Origin of the sequence: Burkholderia sp. JPY481 (genome assembly GCF_038900515.1) — a bacterium.
GTDB classification, from domain to species: Bacteria; Pseudomonadota; Gammaproteobacteria; order Burkholderiales; family Burkholderiaceae; genus Paraburkholderia; species Paraburkholderia youngii.
The window spans coordinates 19,535-45,434 of sequence record NZ_JAYMRT010000024.1 but is presented as its reverse complement, the minus strand read 5'-3'; the positions used below and the strand labels follow the sequence as shown (position 1 = coordinate 45,434).

Below are 25,900 nucleotides of genomic sequence, written 5' to 3'. Positions count from 1 at the left end.
GACCGCCAATTCCATGTCGTCTTTCTTTTTCGCTTTTCTGTCCAATGACGTGCGCGGCTCGCGAACCGCCCTCAAGCTCGGCGCCGTGTGGCGCGGGATCGGCGCATCGCTGGCCGGCGCCGCGCTTGCCGTCGCAGCCGGTACCGCTGCTGCGACGCCGGCTAGCCCGAGCGCGCCCGTCGTCGCGAACGCAATCGCGGCCCCGGCCCCGGCGAGTGTGCCCGTCACCACCTCGACCGGTCTCGTCCAGATGCCCGATGGCCGCCTGCTCGCGCCCGAGTTTGCTCGCATCATCGGCCGCGGCGAACTGGTGGTTGCAGTGCTGAGCGTGGACCAGCCGCCGTTCTTCGAGGAGCGCAACAGCAAGCTAGAAGGCCTCGACATCGATCTCGCGCGCGAAATGGCGAGCAAGCTCCACGTGAAAGTGCGTTTCAACCGCGACGCCCATACCTTCGACGACGTCGTGAGCCTGCTCGCGCGTGGGCAGGCCGACATCGCGGTGAGCAAACTGTCGCGCACGCTCACGCGTGCGACGGTGATCGCATTCAGCTCGCCTTACCTGCGCTTGAATCGTGCGCTGCTGCTCAACCGCGTGAAGTTCGCGCAACTCGCGCACGGCCGCTCGGTGCCCGAAGTCGTGCGCTCGTTCGACAGCACTATCGGCGTAGTGGCGAACTCGTCGTACGCAGGCTACGTCGTGAACAATTTCCCGCATGCCCAGGTGCGCAGCTATCCGACCTGGGACGATGTACTCAAGGCGCTCAACGCGGGCGAAATCACGGCGGCCTATCGCGACGAATTCGAAGTCAAGCGCGTGCTCAAGGTCGATCCGACCGCTTCGCTGCGCCTGCGTGTAGTGACGCTGCAGGATCTGGAAGACACGCTCGCGATCGGCGTCAACGTGAACGACCCGGCCCTGCTTTCGTTCGTCAACCAGTTTCTTGCCGAGCGCAGCGTCAAGCTCGACGTGAGCGCGGTTCTCCAGGCCGCGGACCACTAATCCAAAAACAGTGCGAAACAGCACGAGAGAGACCACCATGAATTCCAGCAGGATTTACGCATTCGTTCTCAACCCTTGGGTGGTGATCGGCAGTCTCGCGCTTGGCGGCGCGTTTGGCCTGTTTCTGCCGGAACTGGCGCAAAAGCTCGGCTTCATCGGCGACATCTACGTTGACCTGCTGAAGATGACGACATTGCCGTTCATGATCTCCGCGGTGATTTTCAGCCTGCAGAGGCTCTTTCGCGATGGCGGCACGTCGCGGCTGCTCATGCGCGTGATCTCCGTGTTCCTCGGCGCATCGGCAACGGTCGCCGTGGTCGGTGCGATCGTGCTGCTCGTCATGCACCCGGGCGCCAACATCTCCACGGCGACGATGCAGACCTTCGGCCTGATGGTTGGCAACGACACTTCATCGAGCGACACGGTCATGAACCTCTATGGCGCCGATCTCCCGGCCAAGTCGCTGAGTTTGTCCGACGTGCTGGCGAGCCTTGTGCCCACCAACATCTTCGCGGCGCTCGCCAACGGCGACGCGCTGAAGGCGCTCGTGTTCGCGCTGCTGTTCGGCCTGGCAGTGGGCCGTGTGCCGGAGCGGATCTCGGTGGGCCTGAGCCAGTCGCTCGAAACCATCTATCACGCGTGCCAGAAGCTCATGCACTGGCTGAGCTACCCGCTGCCGCTGATTCTCTTTTGCATGAGCGCGGCCCAGCTCGGCAAGTCGGGCGTGGGCCCCCTGCATGCGATGCTGCAGTTCGTGCTGGCGTTCTTCGTCGCTTCGGCGCTGCTGCTGGTGCTCGCGGCCGTCATCATCTGGAAGCGTTCGAGCCACAGCCTCGCCAAAACCCTCGACGCGCTGCGCGCGCCGTTCGCGCTCGCGCTCGCCACGCGCAACAGCGCGGCCTGCATGCCGAGCATGATCGAGAGCCTGGTGGACGGGTTGGGTTTCGCGCGCTCACGCGTCGAACTGCTCGTGCCGCTCACAATCTCGCTGTTGCGCGTGGGACCGATGGTCTACTACGTGTGCGCGACGCTCTTCATCGCGCAGCTCTACGGGCATTCGCTCGGGCTGGTCGAGGTGGTGACGGTGCTGCTCGCCTCCGTGCTCGCGGGCTTCGCGTCGGCGGGCATGACGGGTCTCGTGACCGTCTCTCTCGTGGGCATGACGTGCGCTTATCTGCGCCTGCCGTTCGAGGCCGCATTCATCCTGTTTCTCGCCGTCGATCCGATTTGCGACATGCTGCGCACGCTCGTGCTCGTGATCGGCAATGCGGCGGCTGTTTCCGTGATCTGCCCGCGTCCGCTCAAGATCTAGGAGCCTCAATGGCAATGATCGGCATTCTTGGCGGCATGGGGCCGCTTGCGACCGTCGACTTCATGGACAAGATCGTGCGCCTGACCCATGCGAACAGCGACCAGGAGCATCTGCCGCTGCTGGTGGCGAACCTGCCGCACATCGAGGACCGCTCGAGCGCGATCATCGACGGCGGCGCCGATCCGCTGCCGGCGCTGCTCGACGGCATCGATCTGCTGAACCAGAACGGCGTGGGGCTGATTGCGATTCCGTGCAACTCGGCACATCACTGGTATGAGCCGATGCGCGCGCGCAGCAAGGCGCCGGTTCTGCACATCGCGCAGACGTGCGTGGCGGCCGTGCCGCGCGCGGCGCGCCGCGTGGCATTGCTCGCCACCGGCGGCGCGCTCGTTTCGGGCTTCTACCAGCAGGCGCTGACCGATCTCGACATCGAGCCCGTGCTGCCAGATGCATCGATGCAGTTGCGCGTCGCGGCCTGCATCCGCGAGGTGAAGGCGGGCAAGCTCGATGCGGCCCGCGCCCACCTCGAAGACGTGCTGATGGCGCTCGCCAGTCGGGGTGTGGACACGGCGCTCATGGCCTGCACCGAGATTCCGCTGGCGGCTCAGCACATCGCGTCGCCTCCTCTCGTCCTCATCGACAGCTCGCTCGAACTCGCGCGCGCCACTGTGAAATACGGGTGCGAGCGCGGCTGGAACCGTCCCGCATGAAAGCACTGCATATGCTCTCGCAGAGTACGCTCGGACTGATCGTCTGCCTCGCGGCGGGCGGCCTGTGCGGCGTGTTCGCCGAACCGGCGGGCGCGGCCGCGTACTTTGTCGGGCAACTGTATCTCTCTGTCGTCAACATGGCGGCGATTCCGCTGCTGGTCGTCGCGACGTTTTTTGGGCTGCGCCAGGTGATTGCGCTGCCGCGTCCGCGCACACGGGTGGGCACCATCATGCTGCTCGCGCTCGCCCTCGTGGTGTTGAGCGGGATCGGCGGCACGCTGATCGGCGTGCTCGCCATGCCCGGTCAGCATCTGTCAGCCGACGCGCATGCGCATCTCGGCGAACTCGTGCGCAAGAGCGCGAGCGCGGACGAAGTGCGGGTCGCGCTGTTCGACCGCGGCGCGAGCAGCGCCAGCGCCGGGTCGCGCCTCATCGGCGTTGACGATATCTTTCCCGACAACTTCTATCGCGTGCTGGCGCAGGGCCATTCGCTCGGCATTCTGACCGGCACGATCCTGTTCGGCCTGGCGTTCGCGGCGCTCTCGCGCGAGCAGACGCGCATGCTGAGCAGCGTGTTCGAAGGCGTCTACCGTGCGCTGGAAACCATCATTGCGCAGGCGAACCTGCTGATTCCGGTGCTGGTGTTCGGCGTTGCCGCGCATCTCACGTCGCACACGCAGGCGGTGACGCTCGAAGCGATGAGCAGCTTCCTGCTGTGCTTCGCACTCTCGGCTCTCGTGCTCGCGATGCTCGCGCTCGCGACCATCGCGGCGCGCGCCAGGCAGCCGCTGCTGCAAGTGCTGAGCGGACTGAAGGCGCCGCTGCTGATCGGCCTGACCTCGGGCAGTGCGACCGCGCCGATTCCGCACACGATCGAGGCGATGAGTGAGCGCCTTGGTTTCAGCCGTGGAGTGGCGGAACTCGTGGTGCCGTTCGGCTCGGTGTTCGTGCGCGCGGGCTCGGCGCTCTATTACGCGCTGGCGACGGTATTCGTCGCCAATCTCTACGAGCGGCCGCTCGGAGCTGGCGAAATCGCGCTCGTGTGTGCCGCGGCCGTCGTGGCGGCCTTCGTTTCGGCGGGGCAGAGCGGTGTGGCTGCGGTGGGGTACACGGGCGTGGTGCTGTCGATGCTGCATCTGCCCGCCGAGGCGGCGGCCGTGCTGTTCGTGTCCGTTGATCTGATCTGTGAAGGGCCGCGCAACGTGCTGAGCCTGCTTGCGGTTTGCACGGTGATCGCACTGGTGTCCGCCGGACTGCCTTCCGAGCGTCAGGTAGCCGTGCAGGTGCAAGGCGGCGCCGCGGGGTTGAGCCCCGTGCTGCGTTTCACGTTCACGCGCGGGCAACTCGCGCTGGCGGCGGGCTGCGCGGTGATGGTGGCCTCGCTGATATTGCTGATGGGAATCGGAGTAGGAGCGAGATGAAGAAGGTGGGATTGCGTTTGCGCGCACGGCTCGCGCGCGGTGCGGCCGTGTTGCTGGCGGCCTCGGGGGTCGCCCTCGCGGTCGGCGGCTGCAGCATGCTCGGCTTGAGCGGCGAGAAGGCGAAATGGTCGCAAGTGACCTTCACCGCCAGTGACGACATCAACAACAACAGCCCCGTCGCCGTCGACGTCGTGCTCGTCAGCGACCCCGCGATGCTCGCGCGGCTCGCCGAGATGCCGGCGTCGAAATGGTTCACGGCGCGCGACGACCTCGTGAAAACGTATCCGAAGAACCTGCGCTATCGAAGCTGGGAGATCGTGCCGGGCCTGCATCTGGACGTGAGCGGCGATGCATTCGCGGGCTCGCGTGTGGCGGGCGCGTTCGTGTTCGCCAACTATCAGGACCCGGGCGCCCATCGCGCGCGGATCGAGCATTTCAGCGGCCACATGGTGGTGCAGCTGGACAGCAACAACCTTACCGTCGTGGATTCGAAATGATGCATGACCGCAACATGGCAGTACCCGAGCGGATCGAGTGGTTCGAGGGCATGTTGCTCTCGCCCCAGCATTTTCAGCAGATGGCGTCGCGCACCGATGCGCTCGTGGCGTGGCAGACGCTCGCGGCGGCGCCGTTCAGCTGGGGCGTGCGACGCCTCGTGTTCGACAACGGGCTGCTGCCCGCTGGCCTGCTGCGCGTGCTGGAGCTCGACGCGATTCTGCCCGACGGCACGGCCGTCACCTACCATGCGCAGGCCGCGGGTGCGGAGCGGCTGGAATTGTCGCTGGAGCCGTTCGCCGACGCGCTGTCGAACGGGCCGCTCGACTTCTATCTCGTGCTGCCCGGCGCGTCGACGATGCGGCGAGCGGCGCAGGTCCGGCGCTTTCGCTCGACGTCGGTGGCGCCCGTGGAGGACCTGGTATCCGACGCGCCGCCCGCCGACATTGCGCGCCTCGTCCCAAACCTTGCGCTGGCGGCGGGCGAGTTGCCATCCGCGATGCACGTGTGGCTGCGGCTTGGCTCGCTCTACAAGGACAATGAAGTGGTGCGGCTAGGCGAACACCAGCCGCCGCTCCTCGAAGTCGCCCGTGACAATCCACTGTGGACGAGCGTGGCCTCGCTGCTGGGTCAGTTGCGAGGCAAGGCAGCATTCGTCGCGCGACAGACCGCGAATCCTTCGTCGCGGGTCGACGATCGTCTCACGCAACTGGAGCTGAAGGACCGCTTGCGCAGTCTGCTGAGCGCGCTGCCGCTTGCCGAAGCGGTGCTGCGCACGCCGCATCTGCATCCGCTTGCGCTGTATCACGCGCTGGCCGCACTCAACGGTTCGCTCGCCATGCTCAAGCCCGGTGGTCTACCACCCGTGCCGCCCGACTACGATCACGGCGATCCGCTCTCGGTGTTCACGCCTTTGCTGCGCTCGCTGCGCGAGTCGATGTCGGAGGTGAACGAGGAGCATCGCGAGCACAAGTTCGAATTCCGCCATGGCGCGTTCGAAATCACGCTGCATCCGGACTGGATCGGCGAACGGCTCGTCGTGGGCCTGCGTGGCCAGTCCGATCGCGACCTGCTCGCGTGGATGGACGGCGCGGTGATCGGCTCGCAGTCGGTCTATGCCTCGCTGCGCAGCCGCCGGGTGCTGGGCGCGGCCCGGCGCGGCATTGACTATGCGGAAGATCTCGGTTTGCGCTCAGGCTCGGGCTACCTGCTGTTCGAGGTCACGGCGGAGGCCGCGCTCGTGCTCGCGAGCGAAACACTTGTGATCGGAAATCCCAACGAAGGCACGAGCGCGCAGCGGCCGCAGGAAATGCTGCTGTTCGTGAAGGGATGATGCAAGCAACGATGACTGCAATGAAGACGTTAAACGCGAAGGCACGCTGAGCATGGCACGCATCCGACCAGAAGCAGAAGAAGACGATCTCGTGACGGAGCAGTTCCGCACCTTCCTCGATGAGCTAATGATGGCTCAGGCGCGCTTCTCCGAGCTGCCCGACGCAGACCCGGATCTCGCCGCGCAGGGGTTGAGCCGTCACCTGCTGAACCTGCTGGAGATCCAGACGCTGCAATCGCGGCGTGACAGTACGCGCTTCGAAATGGAGATCGTCGCGGACGCGCGCTATCTGAAGGCCGTGCTCGCCGACGAAATCCTGCTGAATACGCCGTGGGCCGGACGGGAGCGCTGGACCGCGTATCTGCTCGAATCGACGCTGTTCCGTACCAACGTGGCGGGCGACCTCGTGTTCCGCCGCATCGAACAACTGCTGTCCGAGCGCGAAACATCGCGCCGCAGCATCGCGCGCCTTTATCTGTTCTCGCTCGCGATGGGCTTCCAGGGCCGCTTTCGCGGTGCCGATGCCGCCGAGCGCCTGCGCAGCTACCGCGAGGAACTCTACGAGTTCGTCTATCAACGCCGCGCCGATCTGGGCGGCCGCGACCGCGTGCTTTCCGAGATCGCCTATGCGAACACGCTCTCACACGTCGCGCCGCGCAAGCTGCCGACCGTGAGCCGCTGGGCCATGATTTTTATGCTGGTGGCCGTGTCGCTGCTGGCGATTTCCGAGGTGCTCTGGCTGTGGCAGTCGTGGCCCGTGCGCGAAGCCCTGCATGCCGACACGGTGACGGGGGTGAACCGATGAAGCCGAATCATGCGATGCCAGCGCGTGCAATGACGTCGTCGAACCTGTTATTCGTGGGGGCGCGTTCATGCTGACGAGCAACCTGTTCCTGCTTTCCATCGCGGTGCTGACGCTCGTTGCGTGCGCGGTGCTCGGCGCGGTGATTTACTTCGCGTTGCATGGCTCGCACACGAAGCCCACCGCGGAGCGCAAGATCGTGCGCCTGCGCTCGGATTCGCTGCGCAGCGCCTTCCGCCAGGCCGTTGAACTCATCGAAGGCAACATCGCCACGCGCGCCGAGCGCTACAACATTCCGTGGATCATGATCCTCAACGAGGGCGACGATCCGCGTCCGCTGCCAATCGCCCAGGCGGGCGTGGCGAGCGTCCTCGGCGCCGACGCGGCGAGCCCCGCGGCCACGCAGGGCATGTCGTGGCACTTCTTCGATCGCGGCATCGTGGTGGACATCAAGGCGGCCTATCTGGGCTCGCCAGACGATGATGGCGACGGCAAGCCATGGGACGAATTTCTGAGCCTGTGCCGCAATTATCGCCAGCAGCGTCCGTTCGACTCGGTGGTGATCACGGTGCCGGCCGCCACTCTGCTGGCTGACGACACCGATGCACGCCTTGAGCTCGTACGCCATGCGAAGCTCGCGCATCGCCGCCTGTGGCTCGCGCAGAACCGCTTTGCGATGCGCTTTGCCGTGTACGTGGTCGTGACCGGCTGCGAGTCGTTACCGGGTTTCGCAACGTTCGCTCGCGCGCTGCCCGAGCCGCTGCGCGCGAGCATGCTCGGCTGGTCTTCGCCTTTCGATCTCTCGACCACCTATCAGCCAGGCTGGGTCGACACGGCGATGAACAGCATCATGCGCTCGGTCTCGGACGCGAGCGCCGAGTTGTTCGCACTCGATTCGTCGCACCTCGACGCGCGCCAGTTCCTGCAACTGCCCTCGCGCATCGACGCGATGCGCGCTCAGCTCCAGCTCTACGTCGACGAGCTGCTGCGCGCGAGCGCGTACCACGAGCCGTTCTTCTTCCGCGGCATCTACCTGACCGGAGACGCGAGCGAATTCGCGCAGTGGAGCGTGGCGCAGGCCACCAAGCCGATGGTGGAGGGCGACGAACTGCCCGCGCTCGAAGCGCCGTCCGGCGAGTCGCACGACGCGCTGCCGGCGTATGTGGGGAGCGCGCCTCTCCATGCAGCGGAAAACGCTGATAGCACGCAGATGGGCGACGGCCGGCGCGAGCCTGGCGGCCAGTTCAACGATCTGATGCTGCAGCCGGCATTTCTGCGCGATCTGTTCGAGAAAAAGATCTTCCTCGAATACGGCCTCACGCGGCCGTCCCGTTCGCAGCACCTCACGCGTCCCGTGCTCAATCGAGCACTACGCTGGGGCGGCATCGCTCTGCTGGGAGGCTGGGCGCTCGGGCTCGTCATCGCGACCGTGCAGCTAAGTCATCGCAACGGCGAGCTGGTTGCGGCCCTTAGCGCGCTGCGGCGCGACTCGGCTGAGCGGGCGAACGCCGCACAGCAAGGCCAGGACCTGCCCGCCGACTGGTATCGCCGCAAGGCGCTCGCGCTGATCGCGATGAACCAGAACCTCAGGACGAGCAGCGGCTGGACGATCTTCATGCCGGGCTCGTGGGGCTTCGTCGATGACCTGAACGCCCGCGTGAAGGATCGCTTCGAGCGCGAGTTCGGCGAGATCGCAGTCGCTGCACTGGAGCGCGAAATGTACGCGCACGTCAGCCAGCTCACCGGCGTGGGGCGGGATCCAAGTTCGGGCCAGCTCATCATCGGCGACGACTGCACGGCGCCCGATGCTGGCCGCGTCGGCGCGCCGCTCGGCCTTGCGCTCGACGATCTGCCGCAGATGCACGCCCTCCAGCTCTATGTGCACAACGTCGATCAACTCGACGCCGCGCTGCAGGCGCTGCAGCGATTGCAGCAACCGGCGGCCGACAACGCGGACTCGTTGCGGCTCGTGGTGCGCTACGCGCTCGGCGCGGACCTTCAGGGCAACGTGGCAGGCAGCGTGCCTTACTTCTACCGCGATCAGGACCGCCGCAGCGTGACCGGCAACGGTACGGCCGGCGTCAATCTCGCGGCCGTGCAGCAGGCGCTGCGCTGCACGCTCGACAAGGGCGCGCAGCAACTCGACGCCGCCCTGTTCACGGGCAATCCGCTGCTGGTCGCCGAGCGCGCCATCTCCGATCGACTGGGCGGCCTGACCGTAGCCGACTCGGGCGCAGGCGACTTCACGAAGCTCACGGACGGCTATCGCGCGGTGGTGGCAGGGATCGACACGCAGCGCGACTTGCTCGCTTCGGGCAAGGGCGGATGGATTCACCAGACGCAGTTCACCCCGGGGCCGACGTACGACCGCACGCTCGCGCACGTGGCGCAGAGCCGCCTGCTCGGCACTGACCTCGCGACGCAGATTCGCCATCGCGACGAGAGTGCTTTCCAGGCCTTTCGCAGCGAGTTTTCGCTGCGCTTTGGCAGTGCGGATAGCGGCATCGTCTGGATCGACAAGGACGCGCGCTATAACATCTCGCCGGGCCGGGCCGCATTGCGCGACGGCCTGTCGGGGCTGTTGAGTCAGCCGTTCATGGTCGCGCCGCGCAACCGTGAATTGCCCACCCTTGCCGACGGCTCGACGATCGTGTGGGACCGCGCGCAGCTCGACCAGGCGCTCGCGTTGGGCGACGTGCGCAAGCGTTTCCTCGCCGAGGGTCTTGCGAATCTGCCGGCGGCGGCGCGTCCCGGCATCGAGACCGCACTCGATCTCCAGTTCGCGCGTTTGATTCTCGACCAGACCGCGGCGGCCGCAAACGTGACCACGGCGCCGGCCGATGTCGACAGCGCGGCGTTCGAGGCGGCGCGCATGCGACTCGCGCGGATCGAGGCGCTGCTTACCGAGCTTCACGCGAACGCGCAGCTGGAGGATATCGACACGCTCGCCTCGAACGACGCGATGGCGCACCTGCGCCGCGTGGACGACGCGCTCACGCAATCCGAGCTGTACGCGACGCGCCAGGAGGCGAGTGCCGACAGTGCGCACAGCGCGCGCTCGCCGATTCTCGCGGCGTTCGGCGTAGCCGACGCGGCCGCGCTCGCGCCGTATCTCGACCAGCAGTCGTCGCGCGCGCTGATGCTCGGCAAGCAGGCTTCGGTGTATCTCGCCGCGCTCAATGCGAGCGACGCCGCATCGCCGCTCGCGCAGCGCTGGCAGGCAATCAACCGCGACCTGGAGCGCTATCGCCTGAAGAACCCGAACAGCAGCCTGTTGCGTCTCGAACAATTCGCGCTCTCGGTGGCGGCCGATCCCGGGCCGGCGGGCTGCATGTCGAAGTTCACCGGCCGGCCGACCACGAGCGGCGGTGATGACTACTTCGCCACGCTGCACGCACGGCTGTACGATCGCCTGCTCGCGCGTTGCAACCAGGGTTATGTGTTCGACATGCGTCGGCAGTGGGGCAATTTCGCCACGGCGTTCAACGAGAGCGTGGCAGGGCGCATGCCGTTCGACAACGGCGACATGCTGCGCGTGGCCACGCGCAATACCGGCATGCCGGGGGTGGTCGACTTCGGCGAACTGGGGCAGGTGCTCAAGCACTACGAGCCGGTCTCGGAGACGTTCCATGCGTCGGGTGCGGGAGCGTCGTCGGCGATGACGAACTACAAGGTGCGCCAGTTCATCGAGAACTTCGATCAAGTGAAGACGCTGCTCGCGCCGCTTTATCCGTCCGACGATGGAGCGGCCACCGGTTACGACGTGAACGTCGAGTTTCGCGCGAACCGGAACGGCGAAGTCGCGGCGAACCAGATCATCGACTGGACGCTCACCATCGGCTCGCAAAGCCTGTCGATGAATGACGCCCCGCACGCGCTGCACTGGGACTTCGGCACGCCGGTCTCGCTCGTGCTGCGCTTCGCGAAGGACTCGCCGCTGGCGGCGGCAGAGGACGCGCAGCAGCGCGCCTACTCGACCGACGGGCGCACGCTCACCTGGCAGTTCTCCGATCCGTGGGCGCTCATCACGTTCATCAACCGCCAGCGCGCGGCGGACGCCAGCGGTCGCGGCGAACGCGCTTCGCAACTGTTGAAAATCGAGTTCCCGCTGGGCACGGCGAACCCCGTCGACCTTTCGTTATTGCCAAAGCAGGCCCATGGGCGCGTGTATTTGCGGATCGCGCTGATGCCCGCCGGCAAGAAAACACCGCTGCCGTGGCCGGGCAGTTTCCCGGTGCACGCGCCGGAATGGAGCGCACTATGAAACAGGCATTCCCTATGGAAGTCGAGCCGGGCCTCAACGTGGATTTCGACGCGCTGTTGGCGCCCGTTCCCGGTAGTGAAGACGGCGCAGGCGTTTCGCTGCGCTATGACCCGGTGTACCAGCAGATCCGCGAAGCGCGACACCAGGATGACGCGAGCGTGCCAATGGGCGAATGGGAGCGCCCGCTCGTCAAGGCGGACTGGAAGCGCGTCGCGGCGCTGAGCAGCGACGCTCTCGCGACGCGCAGCAAGGACTTTCAGCTCGCGGCCTGGCTGTGCGAGGCATGGACGAATTTGCATGGTGTCGAAGGCCTGATGACTGGCACACGCTTGCTGACGGCACTCGCCGAGCGTTACTGGTCAAGTGCATGGCCGATGCTCGAAGCGGGCGATGCCGATGCACGCGTGGCGCCATTCGTCTGGCTCAATGACACGCTCGCTCTCGTGCTGACGCTGCACGTGCCGCTACTTGTCATCGACGAGCGCGAGCCGGCGCAGGTCAATCTCGACGAGTGGCAGCGTGTCGTGCTGGACGGCGGCGATGCCGGGGCGGCAAGCCTCACACGCGATCTACTCGACAAGCACGTGAAGCGGGGGCGCAACCTTCCCGCGCTCGTATCGCTTCATCAACAACTGGAACTGGCGCGAGCGGCGTGGGGGAATTTCGGGAACCTGCTCGATGAATTTTTGCAGGAAGACTCGCCCCATCTTGGCCGGGTCGATGACGTTCTGATGCGGCTGACACGCGCCGTGAGCAGCCTGTGCGGTTCTCAGGCGCTATCCGCCGCGCCGCAGACAATCGCGGCGGACGACGCCGGCAACAACCCCGCGCGTGCGTCGAGCGCGGCTTCACACCTCGCATCGATGGAAAACGCCATGAGCAATGCCACGCTGGAATTACCGTCGCCGAACGCTGCTGTCAGGTCTTCGCCCGCGAGAGTGGAGAGCCGCGCGCAGGCCTATGACCTGATCGAACTCGTGGCCAGTTACCTGGCCGAGCACGAGCCGCATAGCCCGACTCCATATTTGCTGCGGCGTGCGGTCTCGTGGGGTGCGATGTCTTTGCCGGATCTGATGCGCGAGGTCTTGCGCACCGAAGGAGATACCTCGCGATTCTTTGCGATGCTCGGACTCGAATAATGGATTCATTTTGAATTTTCCGAACTCACAACAGTACGTTCATATCAAGCTTGATCGGGGGTGACATGGCTGAGCGGTTTAACGCAGATCCGTTTGTGCAGGCTGAAGCGGAAGTCAATAACAAAAGCTGGGATGAGCAGATTCTTCATTCAAGGCTCTTTCACAGCACCCGCAGTGCTTTTACCAGCCTCTTTTCGTCAGATAGGGGGTCTGCCGCCAGCAAGGGTATTGGGGCTGCCATTGGCATCGGAAAGCTGTTTCTGTCCCTGATCCCTGTGCCCGTTGTCGGCTCGGTCGCGGGAGCGATCATCGAGGGCGTCAGTGACTTCGCTCGCGGGAAAAGGCTCGAAAGTAACCTCGATGCTGCTAAAGCTGCCGGGGATAAGGCCAACCTGGCAAAATTTGAAATCAAGGATCTGACCGTAGAAAACCTCGACCGGTATCGATGGAAGGTCGCACATGCGTTCGAGTCGCTGAACGGCGGCATCGCGGAGTTCAATAAAAAGCAGCCTGCGGACCGGACCTGCGACGACATTTATGCGATGGCGCTTCTGATTCAACAGGTCGAACGTCGAAATCAAAGACTTCGGGACGAATTGGGGAAATTCAAAACAGCTCTGGATCACGTGGAAGAATGGATCGGAGATCTGGAAAAAAAGCAGTCCGTCGATATGCATAAATTGAAGGAAAGCCTTAAGAAAGGCACCAGCGATACCGTAAAGGAATACGGAGGGCACAAGGGTTCAAACGAGGCCGAGGCCACGAAGATATTGGCGGCGCATGCCACCTGTGAAAAATGGTGCTGCGTCAAGGAAACGGCGAAGTACGATCCCACCAGCTGGCCAAAGCTCAAAAGCAGGATAGGCGCAGTCTCACTTGCGGCGGCGCCGGTGGCTTTTTCGGCGGTCACGGTTAAGGCTGGCGACTATCGAAACGACTCGAGTAACTCGAGTATGAAATAGGGTAGTCGCGGGCAAGCGTGATTGCGCATCGGCTCGCTCACCGAGCCTCCATGGTCGACCGTTGCTTGAAGTTCAATGCGGAGAATTCGACAGCGCAAAGCAACCGGTCATCGCCTATATCGACGTCGCGCGGCTGGCGCGCTCGACCGGCCTCATTGGAGAAAGAAGATGGGCAGTGCACGCACCGTACCGAAATATGGCAGCAAGCGTGGCGCCTATTGCGCGACCGAAGACGACCTCATCCCGCCGGGAATGCGTCTTCTGTTAAACAGCTTCGCGCCAAAGCAGATCAAGGAGATTCAGAGCGATCAGGACGCTACCGCTTGGGAAAAAGCCGCGCTGGGCCTGCTCACGGATGAGGATCAGCAGACGAAAGTCGGTTTCCAAAAAATTTCGTCCGTCGAGATCAACGGCGCCTACGTCCTATCCGGGACAAGCACGGGGCACGACTTGATGCCCCGCGACGTCCGCCTCCTGGCCGACGAGCTCCATGTCGCGGGACCGAACGTCGACATCTCTCAGCGCACTCCCCCGGCCGAGTTGAGCGCACCTCATACAGGTGTCCACAACGTCCACCGTCTGTATCTGTCGGCGGCGTTCCGCTTGCTCCTTGGTAAGGGAGGGAACACCGGCGTGGCCGCACTGATTGTGTCCTCGCAGGGGCAGATCCTGGCCTGGGGAAAGAAGAACAGTGACCATCCATTGCTGCACGCGGAAACCAGCGCGCTGCTGATGTACGGCAAGCGCTTGCCGGCAGGCGCACGCATCTACTCGACGCTTAAGCCCTGCAAAATGTGCCGCGCCGCCATCGAGCATTTTTCCACGGAAAATGACTTCCTCGCCTACTACGGTCAGGACGATCCGACTGCAGCGGCATCGGGCCGTGTAGACAGCGCGAAGTATGTGCACATGGCACACACGACCACCGTCGGCGAACGGCCAGTTTGGGATTTAAAAAGCACCGGAATCAAAAGATCGGTCTCATTCAACCTTAATGACAGATTCGATACGGCGCATCGCAAGGATCGGAGCCTTGGCATCATTAACTTCATTAAGGGCGAGCGACAGACCAGTCAGCTAGACATGGCGGCCGGCTACCTGGACATCAAGCAGAGAAAGTACACCGATCCGAAGCGATCCGACCCGACGCTATCGGATCGGTACAACACGAACGTCGAGAAATGCCTGGACCACATCGCCACAGTCATGGCGCAGTTGGGGATTCCAGTGCTGCGCGGAAAATAAGGTCGGGGCAACAACCGGAATGGCCGACCATTCATGGGTAGAAGCGGCGAGTCAGTTGTTGTTCCTAGGTCAATGACGATCCTGGGCGATGCCGGACGGCTCGCAGCGAAAGATTGAAGCGCTCAGCCGTTGACGAAGCCAGTTGAATTCGTCCGCTATCCTGGTCTAGACCTTATGTATGCCGGCGCTCCAAACATCCGCTACGCGTTCGCTCGAATGACCCGGACTAGCCTTTCGATATAAGGCGGCCTCGCTGTCGTTTTTCAGGGTGATCGGCCGTCCGTTCATATGAACCGATTTGCCCGACGTTGGCCGTTGCAGACCTTCGGAAGAAGCACGCTTGATTGCTGCCAATGCACCACAACGCACGCAGATGGTCGGCTGGCTTTTTTAGCCGCTTGCGATCCCGAGATCAACAGCTCGTGAGGCCATCCCGCGAGCACGACCGCAGATGGCCGTTGACGATTTCGATCGGCGTGCCCGCAAAGGCGATTTCCGCGACGAGACAATGATGCGTTCCCGGAAACGCCGGCCAAATGCGAGTTCTTTGACGGGGGATTTCAGTGTAATGTTCCTCCCTTCCGGGACGCGATGTATCCTCTTCGTTATGTCGCGCCACCGGCCCGGTAACGTGTAGCAAGAATCAGACCCTCGACGAGGCGAAGCAGGCGATGACGACTCTGAAAGGTTTGCTCGATCGCGCGGTGCTGTCGACGCTGCTGCGGCGCCGCAGCGCCAGGCGGCCAAAACTGCCTCGAGCCCACCGACCTGACCCGGGCGAACGCGCATACTGCGGCGCTCCATGCACGAATTTCGACGGTCGGAGAATGCCAGTGAGTTAACTATCAAGCGGTGCCGCGCAGAAACGTAGCGCAATCGATTGTTTTTCTCTGAGGTATCGAGGGGGAAGCGGCCATGAAAATTCTATGGGTCGATGACCACGAAATTCTTTGTGTTGCTCTTTCCGAATATGTTCAAACCCACGCATCGGAGTTGAGCGTAGTCCCAATCGAAGTCACACCCGTATTCACGCTTGCCAGCGCGCTTGAAGAAATAAGCAAGGCACCTCCGCCAGACCTCGTATTCCTGGATCTCAACCTGGACGGTGAGAACCGTGGCGCCACGACGCTGGAACGTTTCCAGGCTGGCAATCCATCCAATGTTCCCGTGGTCGTCTGCACGGGACTCGCTCCTGGAAACGATGATGAAGTTGAAATCTTGCGAATGTGCATGCGGGATTACGCTGCTCGAGGAATCATTTTGAAGGGAGGCGCACACAAAAAAATGTTCATTGGACTGAGCAGGATTTTAGGAGGTGAACTCTGGATTCCGGAGGAACTCTTGATGCGCTTTGCCTGCCCGACGCAAGCGCCTTCAGCTATCCGCAATCAGCATCATCTTGGACTCTCTCCACGGGAGTGGGACGTGGCGCGTTGCATTGCAGGTGGCCTGTCAGGAAAACAGATCGCAAGAGAGCTTAACATCACCGAGGGACACGTCAGACAGGTCTCCTGTGTTATTTACGACAAACTTCAAGTCAGGAACCGGGTTGAAGCTGCACTTAAAGTCAATGCCGAGCTGGCCGGAGGAAGTGGGCCAGCTAAGGGACTGCCGTGAAGATCGCTGCGACTCCACGCCTTACGTTTCACCGCCATCACCTTCACCTGCCTTCGGTCGATGTTTTTGACTTATGTTTCGCCAGCAAGGCCAATAAGGTCTGTTCAGAAACCGGTTTCGATAAAAGCTTCATGCCGCTGGCGGCTACTTTTTTGAGCACAGCTGACGAGGTGTCCCCCGACCACAGGATCGCAGGGGTCGAAGCGTCGGTAGCAGCGCGGACTGCCGCAATCGCGGCAATACCGTCCTCGTTTTTCAGCCGGTAGTCAGAGAGGATGAAGTGCGGACCACTTGTTAAGGCTTCGATGCGCAACTGCTCGATCACGTCGGATGATGATTCTCCCGCCACGACGTAACATCCATGCTCGATCAGGCGCATCGATATTTCGATTCTCAAGTCGTTATTGTCCTCGATGACCACCACGACCATATTGGTCAGGTCCAGGTCGCCGCTTTCAACCGTCTGAACCTCCAGCAACTCTGGCGGTATGCGTCCTGCGAAGGGGACCGTAACCGAAAAACGCGATCCCCGTCCTGGCGTCGAATTCATGTCCAGTTTGTGACCAAGAAGGTTCGCGAGACCCTGAACGATGGACAGACCCAGACCGAATCCCTTTTCACGATCCCTCTCGGGATTATCGACCTGTACATAGCTTTTGAAGATATCCGCCTGTCTATCTTCGGGGATACCGATTCCGTTGTCCCAGACGCTTATCCTGACGAGGTTGCCCCGCCTTTGGCAACCCACCAGAATATGCCCCTTCTTTCCCCCCTGTTCGGAAGGCGTGTAACGGACGGCATTGGCCAGCATGTTTCGGACGATCCGGTCCAACGCGTGTCGATCCGTATGGGTCAGATAGGGCCGGCTATGGAGTCTTAACTTCAGCCCCTTCGCCAGGGCTAGCGGCTGCATATCCACAACTATGCCGTGTAAAAGGGAAGGCAGCCCCACCTCCTGAATTTCTACACTCCAGGTGCCGGACTCGAGACGGCAGATATCCAGTGTGCCGTTAATCATCCCTTCCATCGCATCCACTTGCCTTTGCGCAATCGAGACGTCTTCGGCCAGCCTGGTCGATTCAATGGTCCGCTCGATATAATTCAACTTTAAGCCGAGCGTTGTGAGCGGCTGGCGCAAATCATGGCTTATTGCAGCGATAAGTTGGTTCTTCTCCGCCCTTGCTGCTTCGGCCCGCGATCGCGCCTCTTCGAGAATAATCTCTTTTACGCATGCGTGCTTCTGATCGTAACAAAGGAACCATGCGATGAGACAATAGCCAATTAGTTGAGCCGTAAGCGACTCAAACAAAGTTGGCCGATTAATTAACAGACTTCCTCCCACGCTAAATCCGAATGGGATAGTGCCGAGCACGAGTGAACCTAAAGTTGCACGAAGACTAGGTGCGAGCAGCAGCACAGTAAATACATGACACATCAGCGTCAGCTTTAGGAAGAAAGTCCTGTGAAAAATAATATGAATATCACCGTGGTAGGCCCAGAAAATGGGTGGCTCTATCCCAAAGCTACCGGCCGACCACCACAACGATGTCAGTATGACCAATGCAGCCCATGCCCAGTGCATCCGCTCGACCGCGTTGACGCCCGCTTGCTTTGGAAGCGCCGTGGTCCTTTTCAGTAAATATATTGCAATGGGAGCGGCCATCCCCCACAGACCGAAGATCCAGACGACACGGAACAAAAGATAAATGTCCGACGTCTTGATCCAATTTCCAAGTACGAACACGAACAAGCTTACGAACAACACCAACGCCATCCAATACACCGCTCGACGCGACAGTGATTCCAATAAATCGCGTTTGACAAGGAGGTTCTGCTCGACACTGAGTGCCGCAACCGGTCCCCGCACAAGATTGACAAATTCACCGAATCTGCGGCGACCGACATTGTGAGCTGTTTCACTTGCGCTCAGTGATATCCTGGCCCCGGGCTTTTCGCCCACGTCAGAATCACATCGTGTTTGAGTACTGGACGCCATAGAAGGCCTCCTCGGAGGGGCACTTTCAGCATACGCCCCTTTGTGCTAGTTACGTTTCACCGCCATCACCTTCACCTGCCTTCGGTCGATGTTTTTGGCTTATGTTTCGCCAGCAAGGCCAATAAGGTCTGTTCAGAAACCGGTTTTGATAAAAGCTTCATGCCGCTGGCGGCTACTTTTTTGAGCACAGCTGACGAGGTGTCTCCCGACCACAGGATCGCAGGGGTCGAAGCGTCGGTAGCAGCGCGGACTGCCGCAATCGCGGCAATACCGTCCTCGTTTTTCAGCCGGTAGTCAGAGAGGATGAAGTGCGGACCACTTGCCAAGGCTTCGATGCGCAACTGCTCGATCACGTCGGATGATGATTCTCCCGCCACGACGTAACATCCATGCTCGATCAGGCGCATCGATATTTCGATTCTCAAGTCGTTATTGTCCTCGATGACCACCACGACCATATTGGTCAGGTCCAGGTCGCCGCTTTCAACCGTCTGAACCTCCAGCAACTCAGGCGGTATGCGTCCTGCGAAGGGGACCGTAACCGAAAAACGCGATCCCCGTCCTGGCGTCGAATTCATGTCCAGTTTGTGACCAAGAAGGTTCGCGAGACCCTGAACGATGGACAGACCCAGACCGAATCCCTTTTCACGATCCCTCTCGGGATTATCGACCTGTACATAGCTTTTGAAGATATCGGCCTGTCTATCTTCGGGGATACCGATTCCGTTGTCCCAGACGCTTATCCTGACGAGGTTGCCCCGCCTTTGGCAACCCACCAGAATATGCCCCTTCTTTCCTCCCTGTTCGGAAGGCGTGTAACGGACGGCATTGGCCAGCATATTTCGGACGATCCGGTCCAACGCGTGTCGATCCGTATGGGTCAGATAGGGCCGGCTATGGAGTCTTAACTTCAGCCCCTTCGCCAGGGCTAGCGGCTGCATATCCACAACTATGCCGTGTAAAAGGGAAGGCAGCCCCACCTCCTGAATTTCTACACTCCAGGTGCCGGACTCGAGACGGCAGATATCCAGTGTGCCGTTAATCATCCCTTCCATCGCATCCACTTGCCTTTGCGCAATCGAGACGTCTTCGGCCAGCCTGGTCGATTCAATGGTCCGCTCGATATAGTTCAACTTCAAGCCGAGCGTTGTGAGCGGCTGGCGCAAATCATGGCTTATTGCAGCGATAAATTGGTTCTTCTCCGCCATTGCCGCCTCCGCCTGCGATCGCGCCTCTTCGAGAATAATCTCTTTTACACATGCGCGCTCCTGGTTGTAACAAAGAAACCATGCGATGAGACAATAGCCAATTAGTTGACCCATATACCAGGCAAACCATACTGGCCGTGCAAATAACAGATAACTTCCCACGCTAAATCCGAATGGGATAGAGCCCAGCACGAGTGAACCTAAAGTTGCACGAAGACTAGGAGCGAGCAGCAGCACAGTAAATGTATAGCTGATCAGCGTCAGCTCCAGGAAGCCAATCCTGCCGGAACCAGTACCATGAAACTGGAATTGGAGGGGGATTAACCCAAAGCTACCCGCCGCCCACCACACCGATGTCAGTATGACCAATGCAGCCCATGCCCCGTGCATCTGCTCGACCGCGTTGACGTCCGCGTGCTTTGGAAGCGCCATGGTCCTTTTCAGTAAATATATTGCCATGGGAGCGGCCATCCCCCACAGTCCGAAGATCCAGGCCACACGGAACAAACGATAAATATCCGACGCCTTGATCCAATAGTCGGGTATTATCCAATAGCCAGATTTGAGCTCGAACAAGCTTCCTAACAGCGCCAACGCCATCCAATATACCGCTCGACGAGACAGTGATTCCAATAAATCGCGTTTGACGCGGAGATTCTGCTCGGCACTGAGTGCCGCAATCGGCCCTCGGACAAGATCAACAAGTTCACCGAATCTGCGGCACGCGATTTTGTGAGCTGTTTTGCTTGCGCTCAGTGACATTCTGGCCCCGGGTTTTTCGCCCACATCAGAATCACATCGAGTTTGCGTACTGGACGCCATCGAAGGCCTCCTCGGAGGGTCACGCTCAGCATACGCCCATTGTGTTAGCGGTCCGCGAGCACGTCGATGGGAACAAGTGTTCTGTTACATGCCGAACAAATGTATGGTCCACGTGGCGGAAGCTCGCGGGAGATTTGTGCCCGCGGCGCCGGGGGCCTGGAGCACCGCCCGCCCAACGCGACGTTCGGCGCTGGCAGCGCGTTTAACGCGTCGACCTGCATCCATTCCCAGCGTGTGCGTGTACTCTTAAGAAGTCACTGTAACGAGTAGTCGCAAAGCGACACCGAGCATTTGTTCGCTCACTAAGGAACATTTGATGCCGAACATCAAATAACCGATCTCACTACAACTGACGGGATTGCTCCGCAAAATAATGCAGCATAATTCGACACAAGGGGGGGTGTAATTCACCGCGCGATATTTCAAATTCTTCTCTTTTCGCACGCATATTGCGAAAACCGCACTGTTATCGAACGGTGGGGACACGCAGTGCATACACGCGCACCGTCGGTTTTCCGAACTATCGTTGGGTTAATCGGGGCGCCCCCTTGTAGACACCATGTGCCGATCTTTCCAGCTCAAGTGTCGTTACCGACCTCGTTTTAATCCTGATGCCGAGATTAAAGTGAACCCACCCCATATCCAACGCATGCTCGAACCGACAGCATCGCGAATACGCATATACGGATCATCCGTGCATCGGCAACTGATGTCGGCTGCTACGTCCTCCGGCTAGGCCAAAGCAGCCGCCGTAACTGAACCTGATTTCCTACTGAAGGAGGTAAGCCATGAAGACGACAATTTTCGCGTCTGCAGCGCTCTTGGGCGTTCTCTCGCTTGCGAGCTTGGCCCAAGCTCAGGATGCATCCACGCAACAAGATGAGCAACCGGCATCGACCAATGCTAGCAGTAACTCCGGATATGGCGGGGTTTCAGGGAGCACAAGTGCAAGCGGCAATATGGATCGCTCGGTGTCGGCTACCTGCGGTCATCTACCGAAATGCAACGCCGACAGTGGTCACTAGATACTTATTTTGTGACTGAATCGGCAAAAGACAGGAGGCGAAGATGACTGGCAGGCTACTGAAAGAAGCCGCAACCGCCTCGATTATCTTGGCGTCACTGAGCGGTGTGGTCCAGGCGCAGAATCACGCATGCACAACCGCGAGCCTGAGGGGCGCATACGGCGTCGAAGTCCACGAAGAGGCGCTCGGCATCCTCACGGGGACCGCACCGAGTCAGCTGCTCCACCGGTACGCCACTCCCAACCTTATCGACGGCGTTGCCCTTGCGAAATTTGATGGTGCCGGAGCCGGCACACAGATTGACTATGCCATGCTCAACGGCACAGTCAGGCCGGGCTCGCCGCCCGATTCATTCCAGGACAACGAAACGCTCACATACACCGTGAATGCGGATTGTACTGGCGACCTGCGACTCGACTTTCACAATGGGAGCACGCTTACGCAAAAAATGGTCGTTGTCGACAACGGCAATGAGATCTTTGGTGTCACGAGCGCTCAGCATATAGCTAGCGGCGCGCCCGCGCTTGACGGAACAAAATGTGACATGGGATGCGAAGTCGCCATTCAGGTACGCACTCATTTCGTCAAGGTCAGCCAGGCGAACCAGCGCTGAAGTCGTTTTACACCTGGCCGTCACAGCTTGCCCCCCGGCATTCGCAAGTGTGAGTGACGCGTGCAGTGGTGGATGCCCGGTGCGTTGCCCACATTGAATGGTCGTCTTATGTGTAGTCGAGATGGCCCATCTCAGTCCGCTGGTTGCTGCCCTAAAAGGCCGGTCGGGGGCGAGGGCAGCAGTGGGTTGTGCTCGCTCTGGAATTGCGCTCACCTGGCAAATCGGATTTGACGGAGGCTTGCGTAGGAAGGGTCAGTGCGTCGGAAAAAACCGGAAGAGGGGAATACTCCTGGCAGATCTCACGATTCCAGAAAGTTTGCAAATGGAGCATCGATCTCATGTTGCAGGTCTGGCAGCGCTGGGAGCCATCGCTGGACGATGCAGTCTGCGAATGGCGTCTGAATTGGATCTCGCTGAACACATCCCATGCCCATACACTCTCATTAATTTAATCACTGGTCGGTGGTTCTATCCTCAATGAGATGTTTCCGAGAAAAGCTGTTATGCGGCAGCTGGAAGTCGTTACGATTGGCACCCGTTTCTATTGTTGCGCTACAGGTCCCGCGAAGAATCTCGCGGGACCATTGCCGCCAGGGAGCGAGACTTACTTGATCGCCTGGATCTCGTCGACGATCTGCTTCATTTCGGGGGTCTTTTCGTACTTCGCCCACACCGGCTGGGTCGCCTTAACGAACGCTGCACGGTCGATCTGCGCTGCCGGGATGATCGTTGCGCCACCTGCGGTGACGGTCTTCTGCGCTTCGGCTTCACGTGCGGTCCACAACTGCTGATACACCGGCACCGAGTCGGCCGCGGCCTTCTTGATGATCTGCTGCTCCTGCGGCGACAGCGTGTCCCACACCTTCTTCGAGAACACCAGAACTTCCGGCGTCATCGTATGCTGGGTTTCCGAGTAGACCGTGGCGACTTCGAAGTGCTTGCCTTCTTCATAAGTCGGGAAGTTGTTTTCTGCGCTGTCCACGATGCCGGTTTTCAGGCCCGTGTACACCTCCGCGGTCGGCATCGGCGTCGGGATGCCACCCATCGCCTTGATTTCGTCGACAACCAGCTCGGACGGCTGGACGCGGACCTTCAGGCCCTTCATGTCCGCCGGCGACTTGATCGCCTTCTTCGCGTACATCGAGCGCGCGCCGCTCTCGTAGAACGTCAAAGCGATCATGCCCTTCGCCGTGAACGCGTCGAGGATCTTCTGGCCCTCCGGGCCGTACATCACCTTGCGGAAATGATCGATGTCACGGAACAGGAACGGCAGCGACGGGATCATGATTTCCGGCACGATCTCGGTGAATGAAGCACCGTTGGCTCGCGTCATGTCGAGTGCGCCGATGCGGACCTGGTCGATCGTGTCTTTCTCCGAGCCGAGTGCGCTGTTGCCGAACACCTTCACGGTGTCCTTGCCGTTGGTCGCCTTGCTGATTTCTTCGCCCATATGCTTCACCGCCACATTGGTCGGGAAGGTGTCGCCGTGCACTTCGGCGACGCGGAACACGCGCGCTTCAGCCGACATCGCGCTGAAGGCCAGCGCCGCAGCTGCGACGATCATCGAAACACGGGGAAAGGCAAACTTATTGTTCATCGTGCGAAACGTCTCCGGTTGGGGGTTTGTAATTTATCGGGTATTTTCCATTCGTCGACTCTGGGTAACCCGCCACGCCGCGAAGCAGAGTCTCTCCGGCCTAAGAGACAGTTTCATCAAGACTGCTGCACGCGCTGCAGAGTGTTCCAGCAGATCAGGCAACAGCCGAGTTTGAGGAAAGCTTCGTGAATGTCAGCACGACGCCCAGCCGCGCCGTCGCGCGGCTGAAGCGTTGCCCAAAACGACGCTCGCATAGCCGCTAGCCGTCAAAGACACCGGTGCGGCTCCTACGATCCGGGCGTCGTCTGTGGCTCAGAGCGATGGCCGTGTGGGTGCTCGAGGTGCCGCCAGCTCACTTCTTCCCATCAATCACGGCGACCACCTCGCCGCGCGTGTATTCCTTGTTCGCCAGCGCACCGGCCGGCGTCTTCGCGAGCACCGCATCGAGTTCTTCCGGCTTCACCTCGAGCACCGGCATCCGGATATCGTGCGGCACCTTCTTGCCGGCCAGAATCTGCTGCGTCACCCAGAACGCGAACGTCGACGCGCCGGGCGGAATCGTCACCGACATCGTCTCGTAGCCGCTCTTCTTCTGATCGGCCCACCACGCGAGTTCTTCCTGACGGTTGCCGAGGATGATGATCGGCGTCGGCCGTCCCGCCGTCTTGATCGCCTGCGCGGCGCCGAAGCCGTCGCCGCCTTGGGTCACGACGCCGTCGATCTGCGGCAAGGTCGGCAGAATGCCCGCGACCTGCTTTTGCGCGACCGTCTGCGTCCAGTCGCCGTGTACCGAGCCGACGATCTTCAGCCCGGGATACTTCTTCAACTGCTCGACGACGCCCTGGTGGATCTCGTCGTCCACCGACACGCCCGCGAGTCCGCGGATCTCCAGCAGATTGCCCTTGCCGTTCAAACGCTTCGCAAGGTAATCGACCTGCATGCGGCCCATGCCCTGGAAGTCGACCGCGATTCGGTACGCGCAGGGCTCGGTCGCGATTCCGTCGAACGACACGACCGTCACGCCCGCTCCGCAAGCCTGCTTGATCACGCCATTGAGTGCGGTCGGCGAAACGGCGTCGACGACGATCGCCTTGTAGCCCTGCAGAACAAGGTTCTGGATCTGCTGGACCTGCTCGGTCGCCTGGCTTTCGGCAGTCGTGAAGCTCGGCGCGGCCGCGACGATCTTTTGCTTGACCGCGGGGTCCGCGACGTTAGCCCAGCTCTTGAGCATCTGCTGGCGCCAGCTGTTGCCCGCGTAGTTGTTCGACAGCGCGAGCTTCTGCGACGAGGTGTCGCCCGTCGCGACCTGAGCCGAGGCACTTGCCGATGCGGCGGCGATGCACAGCGCTACGGCGATTGTTGTCATCTTCATTTTTGTCTCCGGTTGTTTTGATGGTGTAACGCTTCAACGCTCCGCGCCGCGCACCCCGACGTAAAGCGAATAAATCGACGAGGTCGCCGCGATGAACAAGCAATTGCGGTTGATTCCGCCGAACGTGAGGTTTGCGACTACCTCGGGAATGAGGATCTTACCGAGCAGCGTGCCGTCCGGCGCATAGCAGTGCACGCCGTCTTCCGCGCTGGTCCACACGTTGCCGTGCTCGTCGACGCGCATGCCGTCCGGGACGCCGCTTTTCATCCCGACCAGCACCCGTCCATTGCGCAAACGTCCGTCGCCCGCCACGTCGAACACACGGATATGACGCGGCGCGTCGTCGTCGTGCGACGCGGCGGAATCCGCGATATAGAGCCGCGATTCGTCCGGCGAGAATGCGAGACCGTTCGGCTTCACGAACTCGTCGCTGACGAGTTCCACTCGTGCGCTGTCCGCCGACACACGATAAACGTTGCACCGGCCGATCTCGCTCTCAGCGCGATACCCTTCGTAGTCGCTCAGGATTCCGTAGTCCGGGTCTGTGAACCAGATGTTGCCGCTCGAATCGACGACGACATCGTTCGGTGAATTGAGCCGCTTGCCTTCATAGTGCGACGCGAGCACGGTCACGCTGCCGTCGTGTTCGGTGCGCGTCACGCGCCGCGTGCCGTGCTCGCAGGTGACGAGCCGGCCTTCGCGGTCGCGCGTGTTGCCATTGCTGTAGTTCGACGGCGCGCGAAACACGCCGACGCCCATGCCCGGCGCCCAGCGCAGCATCCGGTTGTTCGGTATGTCGCTCCAGACGAGCAGGTCGGTCGCCGGGAAATACACCGGTCCTTCGGCCCACAGGCTCTGATCGGTGACGCGCGCCAGGAACGCGTTGGGCTGAAGCAGCCGCCTGAAACGCGAGTCATGCACTTCGTAGTCGCTGGATTTCATGTCCCCTCTCGTTTTTTGTGGAGAT

Annotated in this window: 18 protein-coding genes and 1 pseudogene; 13 read left to right on the top strand and 6 right to left on the bottom strand. The window is 61.3% G+C overall.

The features are described 5' to 3' along the window. Nucleotides 1-13 precede the first annotated feature (13 nt). From VSR82_RS34070 to VSR82_RS34015, 12 genes are all read left to right on the top strand, one after another. Nucleotides 14-1,000 carry a substrate-binding periplasmic protein gene (locus tag VSR82_RS34070; protein WP_429462763.1) on the top strand — a complete coding sequence of 329 codons (987 nt, stop codon included), beginning with the start codon at nt 14-16 and terminating at the stop codon, nt 998-1,000. 37 nt (nt 1,001-1,037) lie between these two features. Beyond that, entirely contained in the window at nt 1,038-2,312 is a 1,275-nt protein-coding gene (locus VSR82_RS34065) for a dicarboxylate/amino acid:cation symporter (protein WP_368584266.1), read from the top strand. Nucleotides 2,313-2,320: 8 nt separating this feature from the next. Beyond that, complete coding sequence (gene cuyB, locus VSR82_RS34060; protein ID WP_368584265.1) at nt 2,321-3,022, top strand: cysteate racemase; 702 nt, start codon at nt 2,321-2,323, stop codon at nt 3,020-3,022. Next, complete coding sequence (locus VSR82_RS34055) at nt 3,019-4,443, top strand: dicarboxylate/amino acid:cation symporter (RefSeq protein ID WP_368584264.1); 1,425 nt, start codon at nt 3,019-3,021, stop codon at nt 4,441-4,443. Before cuyB ends, VSR82_RS34055 begins: the two co-directional genes overlap by 4 nt. Continuing rightward, entirely contained in the window at nt 4,440-4,940 is a 501-nt protein-coding gene (locus tag VSR82_RS34050) for a hypothetical protein (protein WP_429462762.1), read from the top strand. The genes VSR82_RS34055 and VSR82_RS34050 overlap by 4 nt, the downstream gene beginning before the upstream one ends. Then, nucleotides 4,937-6,271, top strand: coding sequence for a type VI secretion system baseplate subunit TssK (gene tssK, locus VSR82_RS34045; protein ID WP_013093179.1), 1,335 nt, complete (start codon nt 4,937-4,939; stop codon nt 6,269-6,271). The genes VSR82_RS34050 and tssK overlap by 4 nt, the downstream gene beginning before the upstream one ends. A 52-nt stretch (nt 6,272-6,323) precedes the next feature. Next, the gene (locus VSR82_RS34040) at nt 6,324-7,076 is read left to right on the top strand and encodes a DotU family type IV/VI secretion system protein (protein WP_429462760.1); all 753 of its coding nucleotides are present in this window, start codon (nt 6,324-6,326) and stop codon (nt 7,074-7,076) included. A 67-nt stretch (nt 7,077-7,143) separates the two neighbouring features. Beyond that, nucleotides 7,144-11,337, top strand: a complete 4,194-nt coding sequence (locus VSR82_RS34035) for a type VI secretion protein IcmF/TssM N-terminal domain-containing protein (RefSeq protein ID WP_498858480.1) — start codon at nt 7,144-7,146, stop codon at nt 11,335-11,337. Then, a complete protein-coding gene (gene tssA / locus VSR82_RS34030; RefSeq protein WP_429462758.1) occupies nt 11,334-12,476 on the top strand; it encodes a type VI secretion system protein TssA in 1,143 nt (380 codons plus the stop codon). Before VSR82_RS34035 ends, tssA begins: the two co-directional genes overlap by 4 nt. Before the next feature lie 65 nt (nt 12,477-12,541). Next, nucleotides 12,542-13,438: a hypothetical protein gene (locus VSR82_RS34025; protein WP_429462757.1), complete on the top strand. Its 897-nt coding sequence runs from the start codon at nt 12,542-12,544 to the stop codon at nt 13,436-13,438. Nucleotides 13,439-13,606: 168 nt separating this feature from the next. Continuing rightward, nucleotides 13,607-14,683: a Bd3614 family nucleic acid deaminase gene (locus tag VSR82_RS34020; RefSeq protein ID WP_498858479.1), complete on the top strand. Its 1,077-nt coding sequence runs from the start codon at nt 13,607-13,609 to the stop codon at nt 14,681-14,683. Between the two features lie 915 nt (nt 14,684-15,598). Continuing rightward, nucleotides 15,599-16,300 carry a LuxR C-terminal-related transcriptional regulator gene (locus tag VSR82_RS34015; RefSeq protein ID WP_429462755.1) on the top strand — a complete coding sequence of 234 codons (702 nt, stop codon included), beginning with the start codon at nt 15,599-15,601 and terminating at the stop codon, nt 16,298-16,300. 43 nt (nt 16,301-16,343) lie between these two features. Here VSR82_RS34015 and VSR82_RS34010 read toward each other — a convergent pair whose 3' ends face one another. After that, nucleotides 16,344-18,296 carry an ATP-binding response regulator gene (locus tag VSR82_RS34010; RefSeq protein WP_429462754.1) on the bottom strand — a complete coding sequence of 651 codons (1,953 nt, stop codon included), beginning with the start codon at nt 18,294-18,296 and terminating at the stop codon, nt 16,344-16,346. Nucleotides 18,297-18,367: 71 nt separating this feature from the next. Continuing rightward, nucleotides 18,368-20,326 (bottom strand): ATP-binding response regulator, encoded by a 1,959-nt coding sequence (locus VSR82_RS34005; RefSeq protein ID WP_429462753.1) that lies wholly within the window; start codon nt 20,324-20,326, stop codon nt 18,368-18,370. A gap of 1,068 nt (nt 20,327-21,394) precedes the next feature. Between VSR82_RS34005 and VSR82_RS34000 the strand changes: the two genes are divergently transcribed. Continuing rightward, nucleotides 21,395-21,964, top strand: a complete 570-nt coding sequence (locus VSR82_RS34000; protein ID WP_429462751.1) for a hypothetical protein — start codon at nt 21,395-21,397, stop codon at nt 21,962-21,964. A gap of 604 nt (nt 21,965-22,568) precedes the next feature. Here VSR82_RS34000 and VSR82_RS33995 read toward each other — a convergent pair. The 4 genes and pseudogenes from VSR82_RS33995 to VSR82_RS33980 form a co-directional block, all read right to left on the bottom strand. After that, entirely contained in the window at nt 22,569-23,561 is a 993-nt protein-coding gene (locus VSR82_RS33995; protein WP_368584257.1) for a TRAP transporter substrate-binding protein, read from the bottom strand. Nucleotides 23,562-23,677: 116 nt separating this feature from the next. Then, nucleotides 23,678-23,764, bottom strand: a pseudogene (locus VSR82_RS33990) (IS5/IS1182 family transposase); the annotation flags it as partial. A 149-nt stretch (nt 23,765-23,913) separates the two neighbouring features. Further along, a complete protein-coding gene (locus tag VSR82_RS33985) occupies nt 23,914-24,933 on the bottom strand; it encodes an ABC transporter substrate-binding protein (RefSeq protein WP_429462750.1) in 1,020 nt (339 codons plus the stop codon). Nucleotides 24,934-24,966: 33 nt separating this feature from the next. After that, nucleotides 24,967-25,875: an SMP-30/gluconolactonase/LRE family protein gene (locus tag VSR82_RS33980; RefSeq protein WP_429462749.1), complete on the bottom strand. Its 909-nt coding sequence runs from the start codon at nt 25,873-25,875 to the stop codon at nt 24,967-24,969. Nucleotides 25,876-25,900 lie beyond the last annotated feature (25 nt).